23 protein-coding genes and 1 other annotated feature are annotated in these 25,609 nt (G+C 38.0%); of the genes, 17 read left to right on the top strand and 6 right to left on the bottom strand.

The features are described 5' to 3' along the window. The first annotated feature begins 6 nt into the window (after positions 1-6). The 6 genes from nadE to P8610_RS07280 all read left to right on the top strand — a co-directional run bounded on the left by nadE (position 7) and on the right by P8610_RS07280 (position 6,299). On the top strand, positions 7-828 hold the full coding sequence (gene nadE, locus P8610_RS07305) for an ammonia-dependent NAD(+) synthetase (protein ID WP_394603786.1): 822 nt from the start codon (positions 7-9) through the stop codon (positions 826-828). Positions 829-916: 88 nt separating this feature from the next. Beyond that, on the top strand, positions 917-1,168 hold the full coding sequence (locus P8610_RS07300; RefSeq protein WP_289495509.1) for a hypothetical protein: 252 nt from the start codon (positions 917-919) through the stop codon (positions 1,166-1,168). 329 nt (positions 1,169-1,497) lie between these two features. Continuing rightward, positions 1,498-3,441, top strand: a complete 1,944-nt coding sequence (locus P8610_RS07295) for a phospholipase D-like domain-containing protein (RefSeq protein ID WP_394603784.1) — start codon at positions 1,498-1,500, stop codon at positions 3,439-3,441. A 102-nt stretch (positions 3,442-3,543) separates the two neighbouring features. Then, a complete protein-coding gene (gene dat, locus P8610_RS07290) occupies positions 3,544-4,413 on the top strand; it encodes a D-amino-acid transaminase (protein ID WP_394603782.1) in 870 nt (289 codons plus the stop codon). A gap of 23 nt (positions 4,414-4,436) precedes the next feature. Next, the gene (locus P8610_RS07285; protein WP_289495505.1) at positions 4,437-5,009 is read left to right on the top strand and encodes a DUF502 domain-containing protein; all 573 of its coding nucleotides are present in this window, start codon (positions 4,437-4,439) and stop codon (positions 5,007-5,009) included. Positions 5,010-5,093: 84 nt separating this feature from the next. Then, positions 5,094-6,299, top strand: coding sequence for a DUF2515 family protein (locus P8610_RS07280; protein WP_394603781.1), 1,206 nt, complete (start codon positions 5,094-5,096; stop codon positions 6,297-6,299). Positions 6,300-6,318: 19 nt separating this feature from the next. Here P8610_RS07280 and P8610_RS07275 read toward each other — a convergent pair whose 3' ends face one another. Continuing rightward, positions 6,319-6,708, bottom strand: coding sequence for a hypothetical protein (locus tag P8610_RS07275; protein WP_394603779.1), 390 nt, complete (start codon positions 6,706-6,708; stop codon positions 6,319-6,321). Between the two features lie 158 nt (positions 6,709-6,866). On the opposite strand from P8610_RS07275, the gene P8610_RS07270 reads away from it, so the two are divergent. Then, positions 6,867-7,523 carry a GDSL-type esterase/lipase family protein gene (locus tag P8610_RS07270; protein WP_289495502.1) on the top strand — a complete coding sequence of 219 codons (657 nt, stop codon included), beginning with the start codon at positions 6,867-6,869 and terminating at the stop codon, positions 7,521-7,523. Between the two features lie 46 nt (positions 7,524-7,569). Here the strand turns inward: P8610_RS07270 and proC are convergent, their stop codons facing one another. Next, positions 7,570-8,409: a pyrroline-5-carboxylate reductase gene (gene proC, locus P8610_RS07265; protein ID WP_394603777.1), complete on the bottom strand. Its 840-nt coding sequence runs from the start codon at positions 8,407-8,409 to the stop codon at positions 7,570-7,572. A gap of 308 nt (positions 8,410-8,717) precedes the next feature. Between proC and P8610_RS07260 the strand changes: the two genes are divergently transcribed. After that, positions 8,718-9,128, top strand: coding sequence for a group-specific protein (locus tag P8610_RS07260; protein ID WP_394603776.1), 411 nt, complete (start codon positions 8,718-8,720; stop codon positions 9,126-9,128). Here P8610_RS07260 and P8610_RS07255 read toward each other — a convergent pair. Next, positions 9,110-9,934, bottom strand: a complete 825-nt coding sequence (locus P8610_RS07255; protein ID WP_394603775.1) for a GDSL-type esterase/lipase family protein — start codon at positions 9,932-9,934, stop codon at positions 9,110-9,112. The two genes, P8610_RS07260 and P8610_RS07255, sit on opposite strands and share 19 nt — an antisense overlap. A gap of 91 nt (positions 9,935-10,025) precedes the next feature. On the opposite strand from P8610_RS07255, the gene P8610_RS07250 reads away from it, so the two are divergent. Both P8610_RS07250 and msrA read left to right on the top strand, forming a co-directional pair. Beyond that, positions 10,026-10,970, top strand: coding sequence for a DMT family transporter (locus P8610_RS07250; RefSeq protein ID WP_394603774.1), 945 nt, complete (start codon positions 10,026-10,028; stop codon positions 10,968-10,970). 300 nt (positions 10,971-11,270) lie between these two features. Beyond that, positions 11,271-12,233, top strand: coding sequence for a peptide-methionine (S)-S-oxide reductase MsrA (gene msrA, locus P8610_RS07245; RefSeq protein WP_394603773.1), 963 nt, complete (start codon positions 11,271-11,273; stop codon positions 12,231-12,233). Between the two features lie 18 nt (positions 12,234-12,251). Here the strand turns inward: msrA and P8610_RS07240 are convergent, their stop codons facing one another. Next, positions 12,252-13,613 (bottom strand): MATE family efflux transporter, encoded by a 1,362-nt coding sequence (locus P8610_RS07240; RefSeq protein WP_394603772.1) that lies wholly within the window; start codon positions 13,611-13,613, stop codon positions 12,252-12,254. 87 nt (positions 13,614-13,700) lie between these two features. Here P8610_RS07240 and P8610_RS07235 point away from each other — a divergent pair, with 87 nt between their 5' ends. The 6 genes from P8610_RS07235 to P8610_RS07210 all read left to right on the top strand — a co-directional run bounded on the left by P8610_RS07235 (position 13,701) and on the right by P8610_RS07210 (position 22,635). After that, a complete protein-coding gene (locus P8610_RS07235; protein WP_289495492.1) occupies positions 13,701-13,982 on the top strand; it encodes a hypothetical protein in 282 nt (93 codons plus the stop codon). Between the two features lie 47 nt (positions 13,983-14,029). After that, positions 14,030-14,237, top strand: a binding site (T-box leader). Between the two features lie 44 nt (positions 14,238-14,281). Further along, on the top strand, positions 14,282-15,964 hold the full coding sequence (gene argS, locus P8610_RS07230) for an arginine--tRNA ligase (protein WP_394603770.1): 1,683 nt from the start codon (positions 14,282-14,284) through the stop codon (positions 15,962-15,964). 105 nt (positions 15,965-16,069) lie between these two features. Further along, positions 16,070-17,005: an EamA family transporter RarD gene (gene rarD / locus P8610_RS07225; protein WP_394603769.1), complete on the top strand. Its 936-nt coding sequence runs from the start codon at positions 16,070-16,072 to the stop codon at positions 17,003-17,005. A 171-nt stretch (positions 17,006-17,176) separates the two neighbouring features. After that, positions 17,177-20,035, top strand: coding sequence for a 2-oxoglutarate dehydrogenase E1 component (locus P8610_RS07220; RefSeq protein WP_394603768.1), 2,859 nt, complete (start codon positions 17,177-17,179; stop codon positions 20,033-20,035). Continuing rightward, complete coding sequence (gene odhB / locus P8610_RS07215; RefSeq protein ID WP_394603767.1) at positions 20,028-21,299, top strand: 2-oxoglutarate dehydrogenase complex dihydrolipoyllysine-residue succinyltransferase; 1,272 nt, start codon at positions 20,028-20,030, stop codon at positions 21,297-21,299. The genes P8610_RS07220 and odhB overlap by 8 nt, the downstream gene beginning before the upstream one ends. A gap of 361 nt (positions 21,300-21,660) precedes the next feature. Further along, positions 21,661-22,635, top strand: coding sequence for a nuclease-related domain-containing protein (locus tag P8610_RS07210; protein ID WP_394603766.1), 975 nt, complete (start codon positions 21,661-21,663; stop codon positions 22,633-22,635). Between the two features lie 254 nt (positions 22,636-22,889). Here P8610_RS07210 and P8610_RS07205 read toward each other — a convergent pair whose 3' ends face one another. Then, on the bottom strand, positions 22,890-23,852 hold the full coding sequence (locus P8610_RS07205) for a quinone oxidoreductase family protein (RefSeq protein WP_394603765.1): 963 nt from the start codon (positions 23,850-23,852) through the stop codon (positions 22,890-22,892). Between the two features lie 155 nt (positions 23,853-24,007). On the opposite strand from P8610_RS07205, the gene P8610_RS07200 reads away from it, so the two are divergent. Next, positions 24,008-24,208, top strand: coding sequence for a DUF6501 family protein (locus P8610_RS07200; RefSeq protein ID WP_394603764.1), 201 nt, complete (start codon positions 24,008-24,010; stop codon positions 24,206-24,208). Positions 24,209-24,256: 48 nt separating this feature from the next. Here P8610_RS07200 and P8610_RS07195 read toward each other — a convergent pair whose 3' ends face one another. Beyond that, the gene (locus tag P8610_RS07195; protein ID WP_289495484.1) at positions 24,257-25,336 is read right to left on the bottom strand and encodes a bifunctional 3-deoxy-7-phosphoheptulonate synthase/chorismate mutase; all 1,080 of its coding nucleotides are present in this window, start codon (positions 25,334-25,336) and stop codon (positions 24,257-24,259) included. Positions 25,337-25,609: the final 273 nt, after the last annotated feature.

Genomic DNA, 25,609 nt, shown 5'->3' with positions numbered 1-25,609 from the left:
ATTAATTTGGTACTTCAACAACAGATCATTAAAGAATTACAAGTAGAACCTGAAATTAATGCAAAAAGTGAAATTCAAGCTAGAGTTCAATTTCTAAAAGATTATGTAAGGAAATCTGGTACAAAAGGTTATGTTCTAGGCATTAGCGGCGGACAAGACTCGAGCTTAGCTGGTAAATTAGCTCAGATAGCCATGAAAGAGCTGCGGGATGAAACCAATGAGGACTATAAATTCGTAGCTGTCAGACTTCCATATGGAGTTCAAAAAGATGAAGAAGATGCCCAACGCGCGCTAAAATTTATTGATCCAGATGTTTCTCTTACTGTAAATATAAAACCAGCAGTAGATGCTTCAGTAAACTCTTTTATGGAAGCAACGGATAAGGAGCTTACTAACTTTCTAAAAGGAAATACGAAGGCACGCGAAAGAATGAAAGTTCAGTATGATATTGCAGGAGCATACCAATGTCTTGTTATTGGTACCGATCATGCAGCTGAAGCAATAACAGGCTTTTTCACAAAACACGGTGATGGTGCTTGTGATATTGTACCTTTGTATGGATTAAATAAGAGACAGGGAAGAGAGCTGCTAAAAGAATTAGGTGCTGAAGAACGCATCTATTTAAAAGTTCCTACAGCTGATTTAGAAGACGATAAACCGCTAATCCCTGATGAAACAGCACTTGGAGTTACGTATGAAGAGATTGATGATTACTTAGAAGGAAAAGAAATCTCTTCTACTTCAAAAGAAAAAATTGAAAAGAGATACTTACAAACCATGCATAAAAGAAACCATCCTGCATCCATCCATGATACTTGGTGGAAGTAATATAAAGCACCTGGGAAAACCAGGTGTTTTTGTTTTGCAGCTTTTAGGTTATACTTGTTGTTGGAATAAAGGGAAGGGGATACATACCGTGAGTAAAACAGCAAAAATCATAATATCATTAGGAATTGTATTTTTAGCTTATTTCGTTTTTGATACGATTAATCGTGAAAATGCTCGAAAAGATCGTCTAAATGTGATTGACGATCATTTCAAAAAACCTTTCAAAATTGAAGAAGAGCTAAAAGAACAATATGATGAAGACTTCCTGATTGAAATGGACGACGAATTTTATATGGTAACGGTAAAAGACAATAAAGTCGTAAAAACCGTTAAACAATAATGTATGAGGCATGGCTCAAAAGCAAAGTAACTTTTGGAGCTAAGCCTCTTTTTCATACAATTAGAACGAAATACAGTTTCATTTTTGATTGTCTCTGGTGAACAACACAAATTCGTATCACATTAATTCGTATATATTCACGTTAATTAAATTTCTCTAATAATACTTCCTCAGTAGGACCATCTGCTTAAAAACCTTCATAAAACTTTTATATATAAAGTTCTTTAGGATGAATTTTCTTTACAATTCAAAATCATAAATAAACTTCTACTGTTCCTATGCTATGATTTTTCATGGCTTACATAACATGACAAAAAGGGGTTTGTTTTATGAAATGGAAAAAAAGTATATCCGCGTTTGTTTTGATGTCTGTTTTCTCTCTCAACTCACACCATGAACAAGTTGGTGCTGCCGGAACAGTTGAAGGACCTGTTATCTCTGAAATTGCCTGGATGGGGACAACGATAGATGCGAATGATGAATGGATTGAACTTTACAATCCTACAGATCAAACCATTCAACTTGATGGATGGACGTTAAAATCAGCAGATGATACTCCTTCTATTCAGCTTAGCGGTTCAATCAACCCAGGTGATACCTTTTTACTGGAACGAACTGACGATTCAACAGTACCTGGTGTTACAGCAGATCAAATTTTCACAGGCGCTCTATCAAACACAGGAGAAAGTCTTCAGCTTCTAGATTCATCAAATGGAATAAGTGATGCTGTTTCCAAGTGGTATGCAGGAGATGCTGCTTCTCGAGCAACAATGGAGAAGAAAAACCTCTCGACCAGCGGAGATGACATTCAGAACTGGAGAACAGCAACAGCTAGCTACGATGCAGGATTCGGAACACCCGGGAACATCCAGAGCACATCAAACGGACAAGCAGAACAATTGAACAATGTTAGTAATGATGTTGGAGCGATCAATGTTTATTTTAATAAAAGTGCCTTAACACAATTCGCGACACCTGGTAACGCGGCCAATTATAATATTAATCTTGAAAACAGATTGTTAAGTAGAATTAATTCAGCTACAAATTCTATCGATATTGCAACATATGAGATCAACCTTCCTAACATCGTAAACGCATTAATAGAAAAAGCATCTGCAGGGGTTTCAGTACGAATGTTAGCTGACTCAAAACCATTATCTGATGCAGAACATGATGCTCGATATGAGCTTATGAAAATATATCTAGAAAAATTAGCAAGAGGAAAAGATGGTGTAGTGAATACAGCCGATGATGTACACATTTTTTCAGACTCTATTATTTTTGCTGTAGAAGACACGGCTAAAAGAGCAGAATATAACCTTCCTTCAGATGGATTCAATGATTTTACACAACGCACAGTTACTGTCGGCAGTCAAAGTCAGACTGGACACATGCTAGTGGACGGTGAAGAAAAAGAAACAAACGCTTATTATTCTCCTGATACTCAAATGCACAATAAGTTTGTTGTTGTTGACGGGAAATGGGTCTTTACAGGTAGTTGGAATTTCACAACGACTGGACTATATGGGACAGATGAAAACAGGTCAAATGGAATACTAGACGGTAATTCTAACCATTCAATCGAGCTTCATTCAAATGAACTTTCTAGTACTTACAAAACAGAGTTTGATGAAATGTGGGGAAGCGGAGGTACGCAGCCTAATGCAGCTGTATCAAACTTCGGATCGCGGAAAACAGATAATACACCTCACCAAGTTACAGTTGGCGGTAAGACTGTAGAAGTTTATTTTTCACCTGGAGACAACGCCGTTCCAAAGATGAATGAAACACTTGAACAATCTGCTCACCAAAATACGTATTTCAGCATTTTTGCTTGGTCAGATCAAGCTTTAGTTGACACACTTAAAGTGAAGTGGGAAGGTTCCCCTAACGATTTAGAAGGAACGAAAACGGGTTTTGATATAAAAGGTGTTTTTGATGATTCATTTTGGAACATGTGGTGGTCTGCTTCCATTGACATGACAGGCAGAACCGCTACACAAACGAGCACTAATAATCCGAACACACGCTGGAAAAATCCAGCTCCTGTATTTATGGATAAAGAATCCAGAAAGCTGCACCACAAATATTTTATCATTGATGCTGATACTTCAAGTGACCCGCTTGTTATCACAGGCTCTACAAACTGGAGTACGAACGGCAATGATGTAAATGACGAAAATGCGCTATGGATTCATGACTTAGCTCTAACAAATCAATTTAAACAAGAATTTATGGCAAGATATGAACAGGCTGGCGGAACAATTAATTAAATTCTTCGTTCTTAAAAGTGACTCTTGATGGGAGTCACTTTTTCATTTACAGTAGATGAAAGCTCAATTGTATACATATCATTTATATGAGGTGGTAAAATCATGGAAAATTCATATGTTTTATATCACGATCAAATTATTAAAAGTGGTTCTATTCCAGTAGATCCTGAAGACAGAGGTTACCTTTTTGGTGATGGCATCTATGAAGTTGTTTTTGTCTATAACCGAAAACCTTTTGGATTTGATGAGCATTTTGAAAGGTTTGAGCAAAGTGCTCAAAAGTTAGAACTTTCTATGCCGTATGATATCACAACGTTTAAGCAATTAACGGATGAACTGATCAGCAAGAACAATGTTGTGAACGGAATGGTGTATATCCAAATGACTCGTGGAGTTGCACCGCGAAATCATCTATATGAACGGAATATGCAAAGTGTTGTTACTGGTTTTGCAAAATCTGTTTCATTAGATTCAATTGCTGCCTCGCAATCAAACGGAATTCAGACGTACTTGACAGAAGATATCAGATGGCTTCGCTGTGACATTAAAAGCTTAAACCTGCTTGGAAATGTAATGGCTAAACGGAAAGCAGCTGATTATGATTGCCAAGAAGCGATTCAGCATAGAGATGGAACAGTTACAGAGGGTTCCTCATCTAACGTTTTTATTGTTAAGGATGGTACACTTAAAACACATCCTGCAACGAACCTAATCTTAAATGGAATCACAAGACAACTCGTGTTAAAGATTGCACAGGAGATTGGAGTTCCTGTCTCAGAAGAAGCTTTTTCTGTTGAAGAACTGCTGAATGCTGATGAAGTTTTTATCACAAGTACAACCATGGAAGTCACACCTGTTATTAAATTGTTAGGAACGAAGGATCAAACTTACCAAATTGGTCCTGTCACAACAAAACTTCAAAAAAACTTTAAGCAAGTAATTGAAAAGAAAATATCTGCATTAAAATCTTAGTAAATGAATCTCTAGAGGAAAACATGAAAACATTACTTAAATACTTTATTAATGGATTGTTGACGATCCTTCCTATTGTATTGGCCGTATATATCATCTATAAAATCTTTGGATTTCTCGATAGCATTCTTGGCAATTTATTAAAGGATGTCTTAAAAGAAGACTATATCCCGGGAATCGGCCTTATTACAACCATTGTTCTGATCACCGTTCTAGGGTGGATGTCAACACAATATATCTCTGGGAAAATATTTAGACTCATTGATCGAATCTTAGAAAAAACGCCTTTTGTCAAAACCGTTTATACGGTAATCAAAGATACTATTCATTCTCTTTTTGGTGAAAAACGATCTTTTTCAACCGTTGTTCTTATCGAATATCCAGAGCTAAATATGAAAAGTGTGGGATTTATTACAACAGATGATGTAAGCAGCTTAAGTGATGAATTGTCAGACCACGTTGCTGTCTATATTCCCCAAACTTTTCAGATCGCTGGATTCACGTTCTTAGTTCCTAAAGATAAAGTCAAAGTTCTTGATATCAAACCAGAGGACGCTATGAAGTTTTTATTATCTGGCGGAGTTGCAACAAAATAAGGCTGAATTTAACACCCTTTATCCATACAGGGTGTTTTTTAGTTTCACTCTTCATACATTGAGAAGAAAGGGAGGGTGTTAAATTTGAATTCTTCTAAGAGGATACTAACAAAATTTACACTCATTCCAATCCATTTCTTACTTCAACCCTTTTCTTTATTAAGTAGAAAAAAAGTGTTATGGGAGCTGAGTTCAGAGCAAAAAGTGCAGCTGCAATTACAATGGAAACGAATTATGAAACACAGAAATAGCGTAAGAATCAGTTTTCAAAACAATAAAGAATTAATACAAAAAATCAAATACGAAACAAAATTAAAAAATAAGGACAACATTTCAAGAACAACTGCATATTTATCATTTTTCAAGAAACACCCTGAAATACAATGGGCATTTTTGGCTCATATGGTTTCAAGGAATGCAGGTTATTTTATGACTGATCTAAAAGGAGAATTCTTGCTTCACATCCTTGACGATGTATTTGCGGAGAATTTATATACGATGTTAGAAAAGGGAAACAGTATGATCTTCGAAGACGCATACCCTCAATTGCTTTTGTATGAAGAAAGTAAGACGAAGGGAATGTCGTTATTTTTCCTTTGTCATTTTTTTAATGTATCTCCATTTATGGAAGGGGTTTGGGAATTGTATTTTCAAGGAGATCATAGCCCGCTGCTACCCATCGCACAAATTATAAACGAACAAAGTCACATCGAAAACCACCTTGTCCAAACAGCGGAATACCAGCAGTTATTAAAGCATTTGACTTATCGTATCCAAGAATGGCTTCAGCTTTCTCAAATTTTGTTTCCTGTACTTCCGTTAAAGAATTCAGTTGGTAAGAATATGTACAATTTTGAAAGCCTTAACGCAAGAATTGAATTAGGCCAGAATTTATACCACATCCTCTTTCATCCTAAACATTTTCATAACACCTATACGTTTGCTCTTAAAACTCCTCATACTGGATCTCGAAACGATTATGACAGAAGTGTTTTCACTCTAAAAGATGATCCACATAAAAAGAAATATCCGATAGAAAAACTTTCTTTCTTTAAAACGAAAAAAAACCAAAAAATATATAGCCCACATCTTTATGATGTTTGGAAGCAAAATTATCATGGACCTTTTTTCAAGTCGAACTGGTTTTCAGAACAAGACTTCTCGATTGAAAAGATAAGGTTGGTAAAAAAGAAATCCATTCCAATCTCGTTGTCTTATTGGGCGGGACTTCACAAATTAGAATCTGCTTTTCTTTTGAAACACTATTATCGTCTAATCAAAAAAAAATAGAGGCCATTTATAATGGCTTCTATTTAAAGAAGGAAAGGATGTTGCCCATTTGCTGTGCAAGCCCCATAACTTGATTTGCTCCGCCCATCATTTTACCGAAGTTTAACCCAGATCCTTGGTTATTCTGAAACACTCCCATTTGATTCCCTTGCCCTTGTTTTTGGTTAAAAGGCATACTTGGCATCATCGGATGCGGCATTCCTGGAGGCATCATAGGCATCATATAAGGCATGTATGGCTGCTGGTTAAATCCTTGTGAATATTGTTGCTGCGGCATTGGAGCTGGAGTTGCAGGCGCATATGGCGGTCTGTCGGGTACTTGTTGGCTGTTTGCGTAACCCTTTGCAGTAGGAGTGGAAAAAGGATCGTATCCGCCGTATGGGAACATTCTCATAGATTTCTCTTTCAAAAAAAATCACCTCAAAATAGTTTCCATATATGTATATTCAACGAATTAAAAAGGGACATAACCCTTCCTAGGAAGTGATGAAAACGCCCTGTCCAAATTTTTCTCACATCATATTTTATAAGTAGAGGTGTGTTGCTGAAAAGGAGGATAAGGGATTTATGGTTAAATATAATGCTTCTTATGATTGGTTATTAACTGCAATCGGGGATTCCTTAACCGTTGGAGTAGGGGCACCCGTATTTGGAAAAGGCTATGTAGGAAGGTATGTAGGGTTCACTGAAGATATTTTTAATAAACAGATCCTAGTTAATAACTTTGCGGTTACCGGTACAACATCTGAAGAAATTCTCCTTTCCTTAAAAGACAAAGCAGTAAGGAATTCAATAAAAAACTCTAAAATTATCCTAATTACAGCAGGAGGGAACGATCTTATCCAAGCTGCATTTAAATATGTGTTTACACACAAAGAAGAACCTTTGTATCGTGCACTTGAAAAATGCAAAAGAAACTTAAAAAAAATCTTCAAGGTTATCTTTAAATTGAAAAAAGATGATAAAGAACCTTTTATCATTCGAATATGTACGCTTTATAATCCATATTTTAAATGGAGTAAAGCAATTGAATGGGTAAACTTGTTCAATAACCATATTAAAAGTTATGAGTCGTTGCCGAATGTTAGAGTGGCTGATCTTTATCAGGTTTTTAAAGGGAGAGAAAAAGAGCTTGTTTCCTTTGACAGTGTTCATCCGAACAAAAAAGGGTACCAAGTGATAGCTGTCTCATTGTTTGAGCTTGGTTTTAAAGAAATTGAATAAATTAAGACAGCACATGCCGTGAAAGCATGTGCTGTCTTACTTTTAGTTAAAGTGCAGGAACTTTTTCAAATTCTTTTCTTAACGTCTTTGAACGCTCCGCTGCATTTTCAACCGCTCTTTCAATGGCTATTCCACCTCCATTTTCTGCAAGAGCTTCAAGACCTGCTGCAGTTGTGCCATTAGGTGAAGTAACTTTTTTACGAAGCTCTGCCGGAGAATCGTCAGACTCCATTACCATTTTGCTCGCACCATATAATGTTTGAGCTGCAATATCCCGCGCCAACTCACGATCTAAGCCATTTTCTACAGCTACATCTTCCATGTGTTCTAAAAGATAATAGAAGTAAGCAGGACCACTTCCTGCGATGCCTGTAAAAACATCCATCTGTTTTTCAGAAATAATTTTTGCTTTGCCAATGGCTTTCGATAATTCTTGAGCTAAATCCAAATCTTCATTATTCACATGCTTACCGGCACTAATACCTGTGATGGATTCACCAATCATACTTGACGTATTCGGCATTACACGAATGATAGGAAGAGGCTTTTCTAAGATCTCCTCGATGTAACGTGTTGATATTCCTGCAAGTACGGAAAGAATCACATGATGATCTTGAAGTGCGGGTCTTAATTGCTGCAGAACTGCTTCTGCTTGTTTTGGTTTTACCGCAAGAATAATCACATCTGTGTTGCTTAAAGATAATTCGTTAAATGCAACCGTTTGAATGTTATATTTTTGATTCAGTTCAATTCTTCTATTGTCATTGGAATGGTTTGCAGCAGTAATTCGATCTGGAGAAATCCCCGCTTTGTTGATCAATCCTGATATCATTGCTTCTGCCATTGAACCTGCACCAATGAATGCTACGTTTCTGTATTTTAACATGCAACCCCTCTTTCAAAATTTGTTTTTTCATACTAACTCATTTTCTCATATTAACGAATAAATGAAGCTTATTTTTGTTTATATGTTACTTGCTTTTGCTCTTTACTAAATGTTGCTACGGAATACTTGCCACCATGAATCGTTGGTTGAAGTGCAAGGTGCGAGACTCCTGCGGGAAGAGCGGTTGATTAGCTAGCCGCATTTATATAAAGTACTATGTTAACATGTTCACAAATAGATGCAAGTTTATATATCCTTTATTACGTGATTGTAATATGATTTTTACATAAGAAAATAGGGGAGTGTGTATGATGAAATTTTATATCGCCTCGGGTTTTGCAAACATTTTATTAGTAAAACAAGTTGGAGCTAAAATAAAAAAAACGTTGAACTGGGAGCTTACATATGATTGGACTCAAAACGAGAGGGCAGAAACAAAAGAGGATCTTGCTGTTATCGGTATGGACGAATTTAAAGGGGTTATGGATTCTGATGTAATCATCGTGATTTTACCGGGGGGAAAAGGCTGTCATACTGAAATGGGAATAGCGCTGGGCAATAGAAAGCAGGTTGTTTTGCTCGATCCGGAAAATACGCTGCGTGATCTTTCCAAAGCAACAACGTTTTATTTTTTGCCACAAATTAAACATTGGGGTGGGTCAGTAGAAGAGCTGCTAACTCTATGCAGCTCTTCTAACCCTTATTGTGCTTCTTTATAAGATTGATTTTGAAAAGTCGTAATGGTCTTATCGGCAATTCTTGCGTATCCTTCATCATTGGGATGTATTGAATCATAAAGCCATTTATCCATATCTTCAGTTTGCAGAGCATCACTCACAGGAACAACAAGCGCTGGTTTATGAGCAAGAGCGGTCTCATATGCAATTAAGTTCCAATCATTGAGCAGCTTTTCGGTTGCTGGATAGTATTTCTGCTCTGAATTTACAACATTGTATAGTTCATTTAATACTAATATGGCATCAGGATTTTGCTCTCTAATCGTCTCAAAGATTTCGTTTAAATTTTTCTTATAGTCTGTTTTCACTTCGTCATAGCTTTGAATTGCTTTAATTGGACCTTCTTCTTTTGCTATTTGTACAAGATCATTTCCGCCAATATTGATTGATATAATATCAGCAGATTTAACAGATTGCTGAACAGCAGGTATTTCTAGCTGATTTAATAAGCCTTTGCTTGTAGCACCTGACACACCTTGATTCTCCAAAATGAACGTTTTGCCAGTTAAATTTTGAAGGTTTTCATTAACTTTGTTTGCGAAACCGCCTTCTTCTGAGCCTCTTCCTTGTGCGACTGAATCACCCAAAACTAAGTGATTAAACGTGGAATCTGGACTATCCTTTAAATAATCTAAGTACGTAATCTGTTTTAGTTTTGATTTATCATTTTTATCAATGACAGATTCTTTCTTGATCTGATTTATCTTATACTGAGGATAGTAGTACCATCCAGCTGTACCGATTACCATTAGCAAAAGAAGCAAGGATATGATATATCTTTTCTTCATTTTATCCTCCTCCTGAAATTTTTACTTGTATTAACAAATTATCAGTTATTGATAATAACATAAATATGCCTAGAAAGTGTAAGGTGAGAACTTGAATAACGATTCACTTAAAATACCAGTAATTATACCCTTGATTATAGGAATTATCGCCATTTCCTTTTCTTCTATTTTTGTTAAGTGGTCAGAAGCCCCAGTTTCTGTTCAAGGGATGTACCGCTTATTGTTTACATTATTATTAATGCTTCCTTTTGTTTGGAAACAATTTAATTTTCTCAAAAAGATCTCGTTTAAAGATGCAGCTTTACTATTTTCATCAGGAGCTTTTTTAGCATTGCACTTTTTATTTTGGATGGGGTCATTAAAATTAACGACAGTTGCAAGTTCCACAATACTCCTTTCATTACAGCCTGTTTTTGTAATGATTGGTGCCTTCATCGTGTTTAAAGAAAAAACTTCGAAAGCAGCAATGATAGGTATGCTTGTTGCTATAATAGGCGCGATTATGATTGGTTGGGGTGACATCGGTATTTCAGCCCAGCATATCCAGGGTGATCTGCTTTCCATTTTAGGAACAATAGTTGTGGCTTTGCATATGCTGATCGGCCAAAAGCTCCTTAAGTCGATACCTGCAACTCTTTATAGCTTCACTGTGTTTTTAACAGCTGTGATTGTTTTTGTTGTTTATAATACTTTCTTAAACATACCCATGACTGGATATCCTGAAAAGGAATGGGGAATATTTTTATTGCTTGCCATCATACCAACTGTTTTCGGACATGTACTTTTTAATTGGCTTTTAAAATATGTCACAGCAGCAACGATATCAATGGCCATTCTTGGTGAGCCTGTTGGAGCAACGATGCTTGCTTACATATTGATTGGAGAAACATTAACAGTCTCCCAATGGATCGGTGGTGCCATCGTTTTAAGTGGATTATATTATTTCTTACAAAATACCCGTAAACAAAAAAGAGATAAACCCCCAGCTCCAATCAAGAAACCTGTAACGGTAGGTCCAATTGTCAAAAAAGGATAAGCTCTTCTATAAAAATTTGTTGCTTTAGAGGCATTTTGTGCGGTTCTCTTCATTGACAAGTTGATTGGAGTGGAAGGATGCGAGACTCCTGCGGGACGAGCGCTCAGGTGAGACCCTTAAAGGCGCAAAGCGGCAAGGGGCTCACCGATCGCCCCGCGGAAAGAGAGCATCCTGGAGCGGAAATCAACCACTTTCATGAGCAACCAGGTTAAAGTGCCTAAGAGATAAGAGCCTTTTTCTATGCATTTGATTCTCATTCTTATATGATGTAACAAACAGTTAATAAAGGAGATGGATTTCATGAGTAACTATGCGAAAGCTACTTTTGCTGGTGGGTGCTTTTGGTGTATGGTTACACCTTTTGAAGAATGGCCCGGCATCATAAAAGTTGAATCAGGCTATACAGGCGGTCATACAGAAAATCCTACGTACAAAGAAGTTTGCAGTGAGACAACTGGGCATTTCGAAGCTGTTCAGATTACATTTGATCCATCAGTCATCTCGTATGAAAAAATAGTATCTGTGTTTTGGAAGCAGATTGATCCGACTGATGCAGGAGGACAATTTTATGACAGAGGGGACTCCTATCGTACTGCAATTTTTTATCACGATGATGAACAAAAAGCAGTCGCAGAACAATCTAAGAAAGAATTAGATGAAAGTGGACGTTTTAGTAAAGCAATTGCTACCTTAATTTTACCCGCTGATACTTTTTATGCCGCTGAAGAGTATCATCAAGATTATCACAAAAAGAACCCTTTTCATTACAAGCGCTATAGACAAGGGTCTGGCCGGGACGCTTTTATAAGATCGAATTGGGAAGATAAGGAACAAAAACAAGAAATCCTTAGAACCTTAAGCCCTATGCAATATAACGTGACACAAAACGATGCAACAGAACCGCCGTTTCAAAACGAATTTTGGGATCATACCGATGAAGGAATCTATGTAGATATCGTTTCAGGGGAACCCTTATTCAGTTCTCTTGATAAGTTTGATAGCAGCTGTGGCTGGCCAAGCTTTACAAAACCCGTCCGTTCTTCAACAGTTGAAGAAAAAGAAGATCTGTCACATGGGATGATTCGTACAGAAGTAAGAAGTAAGGATGCCGATTCTCATTTAGGACATGTTTTTACGGATGGTCCCCGAGATCGCGGAGGATTGCGCTATTGCATCAATTCAGCTGCACTCCGTTTTATACCGAAAGAACAGTTAAAAGAAAAAGGATATGGTGAGTATCTAACTCTTTTTGAAAAGAAATAAACCAGCCGCTCGGCTGGTTTATTTTTGTTCTGAAGAGGAATAGGAATGTGATTGGATAAATTTTAACCTGACGAATAAGAATACGGCTCCAGCTGATAGACCTGAAATAAGTCCGATCCAATAGCCATATGCTCCGAGTGTTGTAAAGTTAGCTAAATAATAGCCTACCGGCAGTCCAAGAACCCAATACGAAATAAATGAAAGCATGAACGTTACATTCACATCTTTATAACCTCTTAATGCGCCTTGAATGGGTGCACCGAATGCATCAGCTAATTGAAAAAAAACAGCGTACCATAAAAATGAAGTCGTGAGTTTGATTACTTCGGGTTCGTTTGAATACATCCGAGCCACTTGGTCATCAAATGCGATAAGAAAGACCGAAAGAATTAATGCAAAACCTACGGCTGCAATGATTCCAATATAGCTATATTGTGCAGCGTCTTTAAATCGACCAGCCCCTACCTCAAATCCCACTGCAATGGTGAGAGCGAAAGAAATGCTCAACGGAAGCATATAGAGGAAGGACGCAAAATTGAGCGCAGCTTGGTGAGCGGCAATGGTAACCGTATTAAAATCACTCATTAGGAGAGTAACTGCTGCAAAAATACTTACTTCAAAAAAGATGGCAAGTCCGATCGGCACACCAATTTTTAATTGTTCTTTCCAAGCTTTTAATGAAGGGGTGTAAAACTTGCGAAATAGTTTATAACCTCTAAAAGGATTGAATTTCATAACAATGATTACGGTTATTAAAGCTGTTATCCAATACGTAATCGCGGAAGCAACACCTGCACCAATACCGCCTAATTCTGGGAATCCCGCTTTACCGAAGATCAACAGGTAATTAAAAACAGCATTTACAGGTAATCCAATTAGTGTAATAAACATCGTTATTCTTGTCTGACCAAGTGCATCTATAAAAGAACGCAATGCTCCGTATAAAAAAAGGGGTAGAATACCGCAAGCTAGAGCAATTAAATAGCCTCTTGCTACTTTCTCGACTTCTTGATCTAATGACATAGCTCCTAAAATTGGATTTAAAACCAATGAACCTAGTATAAGAACAATAATCGATACAACAACGGATAAGTATACAGCCTGCATCACGGATCTAGGTACACCTTTAGTATTTTTAGCTCCTTCAAGCTGTGAAACGATAGGAGTTAGTGCCATTAAGATTCCATTTAGCCCTGTAAATATAGGGACCCATAAACTTGATCCAATAGCGACACCTGCTAGTTGATCGGCTCCTGAACGCCCGCTCATTACCGTATCAAGAAAATTCATAGCATATAACCCCAACTGAGTGATTAAAACAGGAACGACTAATAATAGGAAACTTTTATATTTATCTCTAAATGAATATGTCTGTATCATCTGCATACTTCCTTTATTGTTTAAACTGTCAATTCAAGACAATGCATTATATCATAAAACATATGTAATCCACGTAAAGGAGTAACTATGAGCGTACAATTTCTTTTTGAAGTTCAATCTGTTCTGCCAGGAGAGCAAGCAGAAGAAAAAATCGTGCTTGTTTCTACAGAACTTTTATATAAAAACAGCGGTGAAACAATCTTTACTGGCGTTATACCTGTAAGGGTATCAAATCATGGAGTTTTTGTTTCAGTATCTGCCATATCTGCAGCATTCACTTCCAAATACTTGCGCACAGAAACACTTTTCAGGTTAAAGCGATATATAAAACAAATGAGAGATTACTTGGATATTGATAAAAAGGAATAAGTTGACTTTTTTCTTTCGCCCTCATATAATATGAAAAACTATATGACAGAATATTTATGAAAAAGAGAGTACTCTGTAAAAGTTGTCATAGCGAGCCAGGGTTGGTGAAAGCCTGGTACAACATTCAGACGAAGCGCACTTTGGAAATGTTTGCTTGAAATGATTAGTAGGGCAAACCGGGCACATCCCGTTAACAGGTCAAGCGGCCTTTTTAAGGCAATGAGAGTGGTACCGCGGTAATCATCCGTCTCTTCTAGTAACTAGAAGAGGCGGTTTTTTTATTTTGGGAGGGAGAAAGAATGAACGGTAAAAAACAATTTGCAATTTTTCTAAAGAATAAACTGGTTGATGAACGATCGTTGGACCAAATTGAGAAATTAATTGAAAAGCCAAAACAAATCCATCAAGGTGATCTAGCTTTTCCTTGTTTTCAACTGGCAAAGATTCTTAAGAAATCCCCGAATGAAATCGCGAGCGAGCTTGCTACAGGAACTATTCCAGATCAGTTTGAGAAAGCAGAAGCAGCAGGCGGTTATTTAAATGTATTCCTTAATAAAAAAAGGGCAGTTTTAGAGCTTTTAACGAAGATATTACAAGATAAAGAGAATTATGCAGATCATGATTTCGGCAATGAGAAGACAATTGTTTTCGATCTTTCCTCTCCTAATATCGCAAAACCTTTTTCTATGGGCCATCTCCGCTCTACCGTGATTGGCTCCTCATTAGCATCGATCAGTGAGAAATGCGGATACAAAACAGAAAGAATCAACTATATCGGTGATTGGGGTACTCAGTTCGGAAAGTTAATCTGCGCTTACTTAAAATGGGGAGAAGAAGATAAAGTACGAGCTAATCCGATTGAAGAATTAACAAAGCTCTATGTTCGTTTTCATGAAGAGGCAGAAAACGATCCTTCATTAAATGACGAGGGAAGAATGTGGTTCAAGAAATTAGAAGACCATGATCCGCAAGCAACAGAATTATGGATATGGTTTAAAGATGCTTCATTAAAAGCCTTTCAAAAGATATACGAACTTTTGGATGTACAGTTTGATTCATACAACGGAGAATCCTTTTTTAACGATAAGATGGAAGAAACGGTAGTAGAGCTTCAGAGAAAAAACTTGTTAGAAACGTCAGAAGGTGCTCAAATCGTTAGAATAGGTGACGATATTCCGCCATGTTTAATTAAAAAGACGGATGGTGCAACTCTTTATGCGACACGTGACCTTACTGCTGCCATCTATAGAAAGAACACGTACTCCTTCGATCAAGCCTTCTACGTGGTCGGTCATGAACAGTCATTACACTTTGAACAAGTGAAACGTGTCTTAAAAAAACTTGGCCATGATTGGGCAGATAACATGCACCATGTACCGTTTGGTCTAATCTTACAAGACGGTAAAAAGATGAGCACTCGTAAAGGGAGAACGGTACTTCTTGAAACAGTCCTAATTGAAGCAATACAGTTAGCTGAACAAAACATTCGAGAGAAGAACCCTGAACTAAAAGAACTAAAAACGGTGGCACAACAAGTTGGTGTAGGTGCAGTCATATTTCATGACCTTAAAAATGAAAAAGGAAACGACGTGGAATTTTCACTTGAGCAGATGCTTAGATTTGAAGGTGATACAGGTCCTTATGTCCAATATACAGCCACAAGAATTCAGACGCTATTAAACAAAGGAAACTTTGATGGGGAACTGCCGCAAGAAATTTCAATTGAGGAAGAAAGCTGGGATCTCATTTCTGTCTTAAATGATTTTCCTGCAATGGTTGAACAGGCCTTCAAACGAAAAGAACCTTCAGTCATTTCAAAATATTTGTTGAAGCTATCTCATAAATTTAATCAATATTATGCAAACAATAAAATTCTAAACAGTCCTGAAACATCCGAAAGATTGGCATTATGTGCGTCCGTCCAGATTGTTGTAAAAGAAGGTCTGCGATTATTAGGGATCCAAACACCAAATCGAATGTAAAAAGTGGGTGACTCAGCTGTTTAAGTCGTGTTGCTGGCTAACCTTTTATGTTCCGTTATATAATCTTATAACTTCAACTTATATAAGGGAATCGGGGAACGAAATATGAAAACTGATGAACATACAAAAGGCATATGGTATGCAGCATTATCCTATTTAATCTGGGGTTTTCTGCCTCTTTACTGGAAGCCGCTCGATTTAGTTGGTTCAGGTGAAATTTTAGCTCATCGTATCTTCTGGTCATTTTTACTGATGATCGGTGTAATGATCCTTTTAAAAAGGAAAAATACTTTACAAAAAGATTTAAGAGTACTCATTACCAATCGAAAACAATTTTTTTCCGTGTTAACTGCCTCCGTGTTGATTAGCGGAAATTGGGTGATGTATATTTGGGCAGTAAATACAAATCATGTAGTAGAAGCCAGTTTAGGTTATTACATTAACCCCCTTGTAAGTGTTGTGTTAGGCATGCTTGTACTAAAAGAAAAATTAAACAGCTGGCAAATTGTTTCGTTTGTTATTGCAGCATGCGGTGTTTTCCTACTGACATGGCAATATGGAGAATTCCCTTGGGTGGCGGTCTTTTTAGCTCTTTCTTTCGGCCTATATGGACTCGCAAAAAAATTAGGAAGTTTTGACTCGTTAACAGGGTTAACATTTGAAACCATGTTTGTTGTTCCTTTTGCCTTTATTTACTTAGTTTACCTTCAATGGAATGGTGAAGCTTCATTTGTTTCAGGAGGATCTTTAACAACATTTCTATTATGGGGAGCAGGACTCGTTACCGCCGTTCCACTGATTTGTTTTGCACAAGGTGTTAAACGTATTTCCATGACCATGATCGGTTTTCTACAATACATTGCACCGACTATTATGCTCATTTTAGGTGTGTTCCTGTATCATGAAACATTCAGCAGAATTCACGTTATTTCATTTACTTTAATTTGGATTGCACTCCTTATATTTACACTCAGCAGAACAAAATGGGCAAATTATCTCATAAATCGTAAAAAACAAAATTCACTTTCTGCGAAAATATAGTATAATGGCAATGACCATTGCTTACAGTTGAAACCTTATCAATGATAAGGTTCTTTTCATTCATTGTTTGAGAGCGCTTTAAATAGGGAAATATCAAGGGCGAGAAATGATGAATCACCTGTTAACAGCAACAGCACAATACTTACAAAGGGAAGCAGGAGGGAACAAAAGATGAGTCATCAACGTTCCAAATCAGAAAATCCTTGGCAAGGACTGAGCGGTCCAAACCTGGCTTATGTCCTTGAACTATATGATCAATATAGCGTGGATCCGGAATCTGTTGACAGTTCATTCAAAGAGAGATTTGATGCTTGGGGTCCTCCAAGTGAGGGTTCTGAAACAAATCAACGTACTGCACAGAGTTTTGATGGAATGGATTTAGAGAAATTGGCAGCTGCTTTAAAATTGGCAGAAAACATCCGTACTTACGGTCATTTAGCTGCTAACTTATATCCAGTTGGAGAGTTTCCTAAAGACAACCACCATATTGACCCGAAAGAATTTAACTTAACAAAAGAAGATTTGAAAGCGATACCACCTTCCTTTATTTGGAAAGAAGCGCCATCAAGCGTTAAAGATGGCTATCAAGCAATTCAAATGCTGCAGGAAGTGTATACGAAAAACATTGCTTATGAGTTCAGTCATGTACATGAGACTGAAGAACGCCAATGGTTAAACACCATGGTAGAAACTAGCCAGCACTATCCTAAATTTACAGCAGAAGATAAGAAGAACCTTTTAACGCGTCTTTCAGAAGTTGAAGGATTTGAGAAATTCCTTCATAAGACGTTCGTCGGACAAAAGCGTTTCTCTATCGAAGGCGTTGACATGCTTGTGCCAATGCTTGACGAAGCTGCAAAAGAAGGATGCCGTGACGGAGCTGAACATGCTCTAATCGGTATGGCACACCGAGGACGTTTAAACGTACTTGCTCACGTTCTTGGAAAACCTTATGAATTAATTTTCTCTGAATTTCATCATTCTCCAAACAAAGAGCTAATTCCTTCTGAAGGTTCTAGAGGAATTAACTTTGGCTGGACAGGGGATGTAAAGTATCACTTAGGAGCTAGCAGATTGGTTGAAACTGATCAATCTCACAAAATTAAAATTTCACTTGCGAACAACCCAAGCCACCTAGAATATGTAGATCCAGTTGTTGAAGGGTATACAAGAGCGGCTCAAGAAACACGCGACAGCAAAGGTTATCCTGTTCAAGATACGTCAAAAGCATTTGCTATTCTTATCCATGGAGATGCTGCTTTTCCTGGTGAAGGAATCGTTGCTGAGACTTTAAACTTAAGCCGACTAAGAGGTTATCAAACAGGCGGAACACTTCATATCATCGCAAATAACCTCGTTGGTTTTACAACGGATAGCGGAGATTCGCGTTCAACGAAGTATGCGAGTGACCTTGCAAAAGGCTTTGAAATTCCGATCATTCACGTGAATGCAGATGACCCTGAAGCATGTATTGCTGCTGTACATCTTGCATACGAATATCGTAAAAAATTCCAAAAAGACGTTCTCATCGACTTGATCGGTTACCGTCGATTCGGTCATAACGAGATGGATGATCCTTCTGCAACACAACCAAAATTATATAAGCAAGTGAACAGCCATCCGACTGTTCGCGATGTTTACGCAAAACAGCTTGTTAAAGAAGGCGTTGTAACGGAAGAAGAAGTTAAAGGCATAGAGGAAGATGTTTTAACTAAGCACCAAACCGAATACGAAAAAGTACACGGGCGCAAAGAAAAATTTAAACTGGAAGACACAAGACTTCCAGATCCGTTATCGAAAGCACTTCCTGATATCGATACCACAATTTCGGTAACCGACCTTCAGGAACTTACTGAAAACATGCTAAAGTTCCCAGAGGACTTCAACGTTTACCCTAAAATCAAAAGAATTCTAGAACGCAGACGCAAAGCGTTCCAAGGAGAAAAAATTGATTGGGGTATGGCGGAATCGTTAGCTTTCGCTTCCATTCTGAAAGATGGAACACCGATTCGTATCACAGGGCAAGACTCTGAACGCGGTACATTTGCGCAAAGACATCTTGTTTTAAATGATAGTGAAAGCGGTAAGAAGTTCTCTCCATTGCATGCGATGGATGAAATTAATGTTTCGTTTGCTATTCATAACAGTCCGTTATCAGAATCATCAGTAGTTGGTTTTGAATATGGCTATAACGTGTTTGCACCTGAAACGCTTGTCATTTGGGAAGCACAATACGGAGATTTCGCTAACGTTGCTCAAGTTCTGTTCGATCAGTTCTTATCAGCAGGCCGTGCGAAGTGGGGACAAAAATCTGGTATGGTCATGCTTCTTCCACACGGATATGAAGGCCAAGGACCAGAGCATTCAAGTGCACGCTTAGAAAGATTCCTTCAGCTTGGAGCGGAAAACAACTGGACAGTAGCAAACGTAAGTACTGCTGCACAATACTTCCACTTATTAAGACGCCAAGCGAAACTTCTTTCAATGGATGAGGTACGTCCGTTAGTAGTAATGACACCAAAGAGCTTGCTTCGTGATGCGAAGGTTGCCTCATTAGCGGAAGCATTTGAAAGCGACCACTTTATGCCATTGCTCGAACAGCCAGGACTTGGCAAAGAAAAAGACAAAGTGAAGAAAATCTTGCTTTGCTCTGGTAAGATTGCGATCGACCTAGAAAAAGCACTTGAGCAAGATCAAGTGGCAAGAACGGAAATGCATATCGTTCGAGTTGAACAAATCTATCCGTTCCCAGAAGAAGAGATGACCGCTCTGTTAAATGAGTATCCAAACGTTGAAGACCTGATCTGGGTTCAAGAAGAACCTAAGAACATGGGATCATGGCTATATATTGAACCTAAACTCCGTACTGTTGCACCTAAAGGAGCACACGTTTCTTATATTGGTCGTCAAGAACGTTCGAGTACAGCTGGTGGGGAGCCAGACATCTACAAAAAAGAACAAGAACAAATCATCCAAACATCATTAGCACTAGACATACAATCGCGAGAGGGAGGCCGTGAACATGTTTGACGTTAAAGTTCCGGAATTAGCCGAATCTATTTCAGAAGGTACAGTAGCACAATGGCTTAAAAAAGAAGGCGACACAGTTGTTAAAGGCGAAGATTTAGTAGAGCTTGAAACAGATAAAGTAAATATTGAAATCAGTGCAGAACGTGATGGAGTCCTTAAAAATATCAAAGTTGAGCCAGGTGATACTGTAGCAGTTGGAGACATCATCGCTTCAATCGTTGAAGGTGGTGCTTCAGAATCTGCTGAACCAGCTGCAGAGGAAAAAGCAGAAGAGAAAACTGCTCCCGCTCAGAAGCAAGAACCAGTGGTAGAAAATGACGCGGCAGAAGAAGAAGTAAAAGCTTCAGACCGCCCGATTGCATCACCTGCAGCACGCAAGCTTGCTAGAGAAAAAGGCATCGATCTTTCCGAGGTTAATGCTCGCGATCCGCTTGGACGAGTTCGCACAGAAGATGTAAAACGCCACGCAGAAGGCGGAAGCAGCGAAAAGGCTGCCCCGGCATCCAAGCCAGCTGGACAAGCTTCTAAACCAGCTGCTTCAGTTGAACCGGTTAACCCTGAGAAACCTGTTGAGCGCGTGAAGATGTCCCGCAGACGTCAAACAATTGCTAAACGTTTAGTAGAAGCTCAACAAACGGCTGCAATGCTTACAACTTTTAATGAAGTCGATATGACTGCGATCAACGAAGTTCGTGCTCGCCGCAAGGACAAGTTCTATGAGCAAAACGGAGTTAAGCTAGGATACATGTCATTCTTCACAAAAGCTGTTGTAGGCGCTTTGAAGAAATTTCCTGCAATCAACGCAGAGATCCAAGGCGATGAAATGGTTCTTAAGAAGTTCTACGATATCGGTATCGCTGTAGGCGCTGAAGAAGGACTAGTTGTTCCAGTTGTCCGCAACGCTGATCGCCTTAGCTTTGCTGGCATCGAAAAAGAGATCGGAAACTTAGCTGAAAAGGCACGTTCTAAGAAGTTATCATTAGAAGACCTTCAAGGCGGTTCATTCACAATCACGAACGGCGGTATCTTTGGATCAATGCTTTCTACACCAATTTTGAATGCACCACAAGTTGGTATCCTTGGAATGCACACAATCCAATGGAGACCAGTTGCAATCGATAAAGAGCGCATGGAAAACCGTCCGATGATGTACATCGCACTTTCCTATGACCACCGTATCGTTGATGGAAAAGAAGCGGTAAGCTTCTTAACAACAATTAAATCACTTCTCGAAGATCCAGAGTCACTTCTTTTAGAAGGTTAATGAGTTAATGATGGATATGGAACACCTCCTGCTGCTGCAGGGGGTGTTTTTTTGCGGTGAGGATTGGTTGCAGGGATGAATGAAAGGGTTGGCGTTAGCCAAGATCCTTTCGATTGGAGTCGATGTTTGTCGAATCGCCTATATTTTTCTATAAACGCTTAATTGGGACTAAAAATCGCTTAATTTAGCTTCTAAATGACTTAATTACTTAGCGTTTTGAACTAATTTTCTCTGTAAAGAATTAATTGTGCACAATCTACTATTATTTGAATTCTTGTTAACTATCGAGTTCCTTTCACAAAAGGATTTTTTTGCTTTTTATCGAATTATGTAGAGAATTAAATAAACAAGAGGTGATCGTTTGATTAAAAAACCGCGAACAAAGCCACTCAAGCTACTCAAATTGGAAGTGATTTTACAAAGATTAGTACTCAATCATTCTAATATTGGTGAACTTCAAATAGAGTTAGCCAAATACACAGCTGGATATAGGGGAGAAGCTTCATTAGACTACCATTTGCATGATTTGGATGAAGATTCCTACGTAATCTTGCATGATGTAAGGCTTCCTAGAGATAAAGATAAGCAATACTATTTTCAAATTGATTGCTTGATTATCCATTTCTCATTTTGTGTGTTGCTGGAGGTTAAAAACCTGACGGGAGACCTTTACTTTGACCATCAATTTGATCAAATGAGACGCACAAAAAATGGGATAGACGAAACATTCCCTGATCCAGTTATTCAGGTTGAGCAACAAAAGGGTCATTTTAAAAAATGGCTAACTAGAAATCAGTTCCCGCTGATTCCACTACATACCCTCGTTGTTATCACAAATCCTAAATCCTTTATTACTATATCTCCACGTTATGGGAATAAAGCAGCCCAAATTATACGAGCCAAACACCTATCAAGAATTATCAACAATCTTCCCAAATTACAAAAACAACTTCTCACCAAGAAAGATATATCGAAAATAACCACTAGAATGTTAAAGCAGCATCAACAACTTAACACCGACCTTTTGAAGACTTATCATATAAAAGATTCAGATATAAAGACTGGGGTAGCTTGTCCATTCTGCAAACATTTACCGATAGTCCGTAAAAAGGCTGCATGGTATTGTTCAGTTTGCTTTAAAAAGTCTAAGGATGCACATATACAAGCTATACGAGATTATGCGATTTTGTTTGATGTAACCGTGAAAAACAAGACACTCCGGAATTTTTTGCACGTTCATTCCTCAACCAGCATGAAAAACCTCTTACAATCCATGGGTATCAATCCCAGCGGACCAACAAACTCAGCAACCTATCAACTTCCTTTTCCAAAATAAAACGTTTTCTACTTAACATAATATTATTCTACTCAAATAAAAGTTGGATCAGGCAGTGGGAGAATTTTCATTGCCCGTTTCATTTCTTGAACATTTGCACATTGCAAATAAATCACTTGCATCATACAATTGTTAATCGGGTGAAATATTTGCACTTTGCAACTAATAATTTTTGATAAAAAAAGATGGCCTCAACTTGAAGCCACCTTAAAAATAATTACATTTCTATATTCTATTGAAACAAAAATTACGCCTTAAGGAATCAACAAAATCTTGCCGGTACTTTTTCTGCTCTCAAGATATTCATGTGCGGTAGCTCCTTCACTTAAAGAGAAGGAAGTATCAGTTATTTTCACATGACCATTCTTAATCCATTCAAACAACTCACTCGAACGCTTTACACGTTCTTCATGAGAGGTGAGCACGTTCCATAAATCACCGCCAGTTAACGTCTTAGAAGTATCCATCAGCATGCGAGGATCAATGGACACAGGATCACCGCCAGCCATTCCAAAGAAAACAACTGTTCCACCAATCCGTGTAACTTCAAAACTATCCATAATCGTAGAGCCGACAGATTCATATACAACGTCTACACCTTTACCGAAAGTTTCATCTAATACACTTTCTTTCCAACTATCGTTATATAAGAATACTGAATCTGCTCCTGCACTCAATGCTACCTGGCGTTTTTTTTCTGAAGATGTTAAACCAATAACTGTTCCGCCTAATAGTTTGATGATTTGAATTAGCAGCTGTCCAACACCGCCAGCAGCAGCATGTACCAATGCAATATCACCTTTTTTGATAGAAAAGCTGTCCCTTGTTAAATAATGGGCAGTCAATCCTTGTAATAAAAGGGAAGCTGCCGATTCATAGGTTACACCTTCAGGGATGGGAATTGCTTTTTCTCTTGGTACAGCAACCAGCTCTGCATTTGCTGCAGGAACATCTGCAAAAGCGATTCGGTCACCAACAGATACATCATTTACATTAGAGCCTACTTGTATTACGATTCCAGCACCTTCGTATCCAAGAATGTAGGGAGGCTGTCCTTCTAGATGATAATTTCCTTTTCTTCTATAAACATCTGCAAAGTTTAAGCCAATTGCTTTCATTTCTAACAAAATGTCACCTGACCCAATTACAGGTTCGCTTATTTCACGGTACTTTAGAACTTCTGGTCCGCCAAATTGATCAAATACAAGTGCTTTCATAGATAAAGTTCTCCATTCTAATATAATGTTCTATATCATAGTAACCGATATAATTATAGGAATACTAGGGAAGCAGCTTAAAGAAATTGAATTTGACAGAAAACGTACTGCACATTATGATTTAACAAAAGAATTCCTATAAGGAGCGAAACATCATGATACATTTAGAGTGGGGTAACAGACCAACAATCCGAGAAATTAAATGTGTGCATACAGACGCAAAAAAGTATATGGTTAATCGTGCTTTAACAGCCGGTAAAACATTCGAATTAAAAAACGAAACAGAAGAGTTTTATTTCGTTGTTGATAACACTGGTAAAGTTGGTGGATACTACAAGGAATATTTCGAAGGGTAAGACACTACAAGAAAAGCCTGACTCTATGAGCCAGGCTTTATCCTTTTATTATGAATGGATTTTTTTCTTTTCTTTATTTAATAGTGCGTCCATGAATTCGTGGAATTCAGGGATGTTCATCTGTTGAGCTGAGTCAGATAACGCTACAGCAGGATCAGGGTGAACTTCAGCCATAACCGCATCAGCACCAATCGCCATAGCTGCTTTTGCAGCAGGGAGGAGAAGATCTTTTCTTCCTGTTGAATGGGTTACATCCACAACTACTGGAAGATGCGTTTCCTTCTTAAGAATAGGAACTGCTGAAATATCAAGTGTGTTGCGAGTTGCTCGCTCGTAAGTACGGATTCCACGCTCACAAAGAATGACTTGAGAGTTTCCTTGGGCTAGGATGTATTCAGCAGCGTACATGAACTCTTCAATCGTAGCGGCTAGTCCACGCTTAAGTAGTACAGGTTTGTTTACAGAGCCAGCAGCTTTTAATAGATCAAAGTTTTGCATGTTACGTGCACCGATTTGAATAACATCAACATAGTCTAAAGCCATCTCGATATCATTTGGGTTTAGAATTTCACTTACTACCGCAAGCTGATGTTCGTCTGCTGCTTTACGCAGAATTTTTAATCCTTCTAGACCAAGCCCTTGGAAATCGTAAGGAGACGTACGTGGTTTAAACGCACCGCCTCGGATTAATGTTAATCCTTTTTCAGCAATTACTTCTGCAACTTGTTTTACTTGTTCGTAACTTTCAACCGCACACGGCCCCATGATGAAGTGGGGATTACCATCACCAATTTTTTCACCTTTAACATTTACAATCGTGTCTTCAGGTTTCTTTTTACGAGATACAAGCAATGCTTTTCGGTTATCATCTTTTTGCAACTCTAAGCTTGCTTTGAAAATCTGTTTGAAAATATGCTGCACCGTAGAGGTTTCGAACGGACCATCGTTATGTGAAGCGATAAGATCTAATAGCTCTCTTTCTCTTACTGGATCAAAGCGTTTGACACCTTGCATTTCCTTTAGCTTCCCGATTTGTTGTGCAACATTGCCTCGTTCATTTAAAAGCTCTAAAATTTTCAAAGAGATATCATCCATCTGCTTTCGTAATACTTCTAATTCGTTTGACATGTGCGGTTCCTCCCCATATTTACACTCTTTTTTTTTAGTTCCTATATCGCGGCCGCTCATAGGCTTTTTTATAAACATAATCACATAGACACTTTCGCGCTTTAAAGCGTGTGTCTCATAAAGTATTGTTTGTAACTTTAAAGGGATTTCATAAGAATGTCAAGTACTTACCAGAAAAAAAGTTCAATTTAATTTTCGGCAGTTTTTTTGCTTCTTTGACATATAGAAGAAGGTAATGTAAATTTTAAGAAAAATGAATGAATTTCCTTTACA

This window comes from Fictibacillus sp. UD (genome assembly GCF_043558025.1).
Classification (GTDB): Bacteria; Bacillota; Bacilli; order Bacillales; family Fictibacillaceae; genus Fictibacillus.
This window is presented reverse-complemented; position numbering and strand designations above follow the sequence as displayed.

Excerpts from the sequence above, each read along its gene's own strand:
- P8610_RS07295 (WP_394603784.1), top strand. The coding sequence starts at position 1,498 with ATGAAATGGAAAAAAAGTATATCCGCGTTTGTTTTGATGTCTGTTTTC.
- dat (WP_394603782.1), top strand. The coding sequence starts at position 3,544 with ATGGAAAATTCATATGTTTTATATCACGATCAAATTATTAAAAGTGGT.
- P8610_RS07285 (WP_289495505.1), top strand. The coding sequence starts at position 4,437 with ATGAAAACATTACTTAAATACTTTATTAATGGATTGTTGACGATCCTT.
- P8610_RS07270 (WP_289495502.1), top strand. The coding sequence starts at position 6,867 with ATGGTTAAATATAATGCTTCTTATGATTGGTTATTAACTGCAATCGGG.
- proC (WP_394603777.1), bottom strand. The coding sequence starts at position 8,409 with ATGTTAAAATACAGAAACGTAGCATTCATTGGTGCAGGTTCAATGGCA.
- P8610_RS07260 (WP_394603776.1), top strand. The coding sequence starts at position 8,718 with ATGATGAAATTTTATATCGCCTCGGGTTTTGCAAACATTTTATTAGTA.
- P8610_RS07255 (WP_394603775.1), bottom strand. The coding sequence starts at position 9,934 with ATGAAGAAAAGATATATCATATCCTTGCTTCTTTTGCTAATGGTAATC.
- msrA (WP_394603773.1), top strand. The coding sequence starts at position 11,271 with ATGAGTAACTATGCGAAAGCTACTTTTGCTGGTGGGTGCTTTTGGTGT.
- P8610_RS07240 (WP_394603772.1), bottom strand. The coding sequence starts at position 13,613 with ATGATACAGACATATTCATTTAGAGATAAATATAAAAGTTTCCTATTA.
- P8610_RS07235 (WP_289495492.1), top strand. The coding sequence starts at position 13,701 with ATGAGCGTACAATTTCTTTTTGAAGTTCAATCTGTTCTGCCAGGAGAG.
- argS (WP_394603770.1), top strand. The coding sequence starts at position 14,282 with ATGAACGGTAAAAAACAATTTGCAATTTTTCTAAAGAATAAACTGGTT.
- rarD (WP_394603769.1), top strand. The coding sequence starts at position 16,070 with ATGAAAACTGATGAACATACAAAAGGCATATGGTATGCAGCATTATCC.
- P8610_RS07220 (WP_394603768.1), top strand. The coding sequence starts at position 17,177 with ATGAGTCATCAACGTTCCAAATCAGAAAATCCTTGGCAAGGACTGAGC.
- odhB (WP_394603767.1), top strand. The coding sequence starts at position 20,028 with ATGTTTGACGTTAAAGTTCCGGAATTAGCCGAATCTATTTCAGAAGGT.
- P8610_RS07205 (WP_394603765.1), bottom strand. The coding sequence starts at position 23,852 with ATGAAAGCACTTGTATTTGATCAATTTGGCGGACCAGAAGTTCTAAAG.
- P8610_RS07200 (WP_394603764.1), top strand. The coding sequence starts at position 24,008 with ATGATACATTTAGAGTGGGGTAACAGACCAACAATCCGAGAAATTAAA.
- P8610_RS07195 (WP_289495484.1), bottom strand. The coding sequence starts at position 25,336 with ATGTCAAACGAATTAGAAGTATTACGAAAGCAGATGGATGATATCTCT.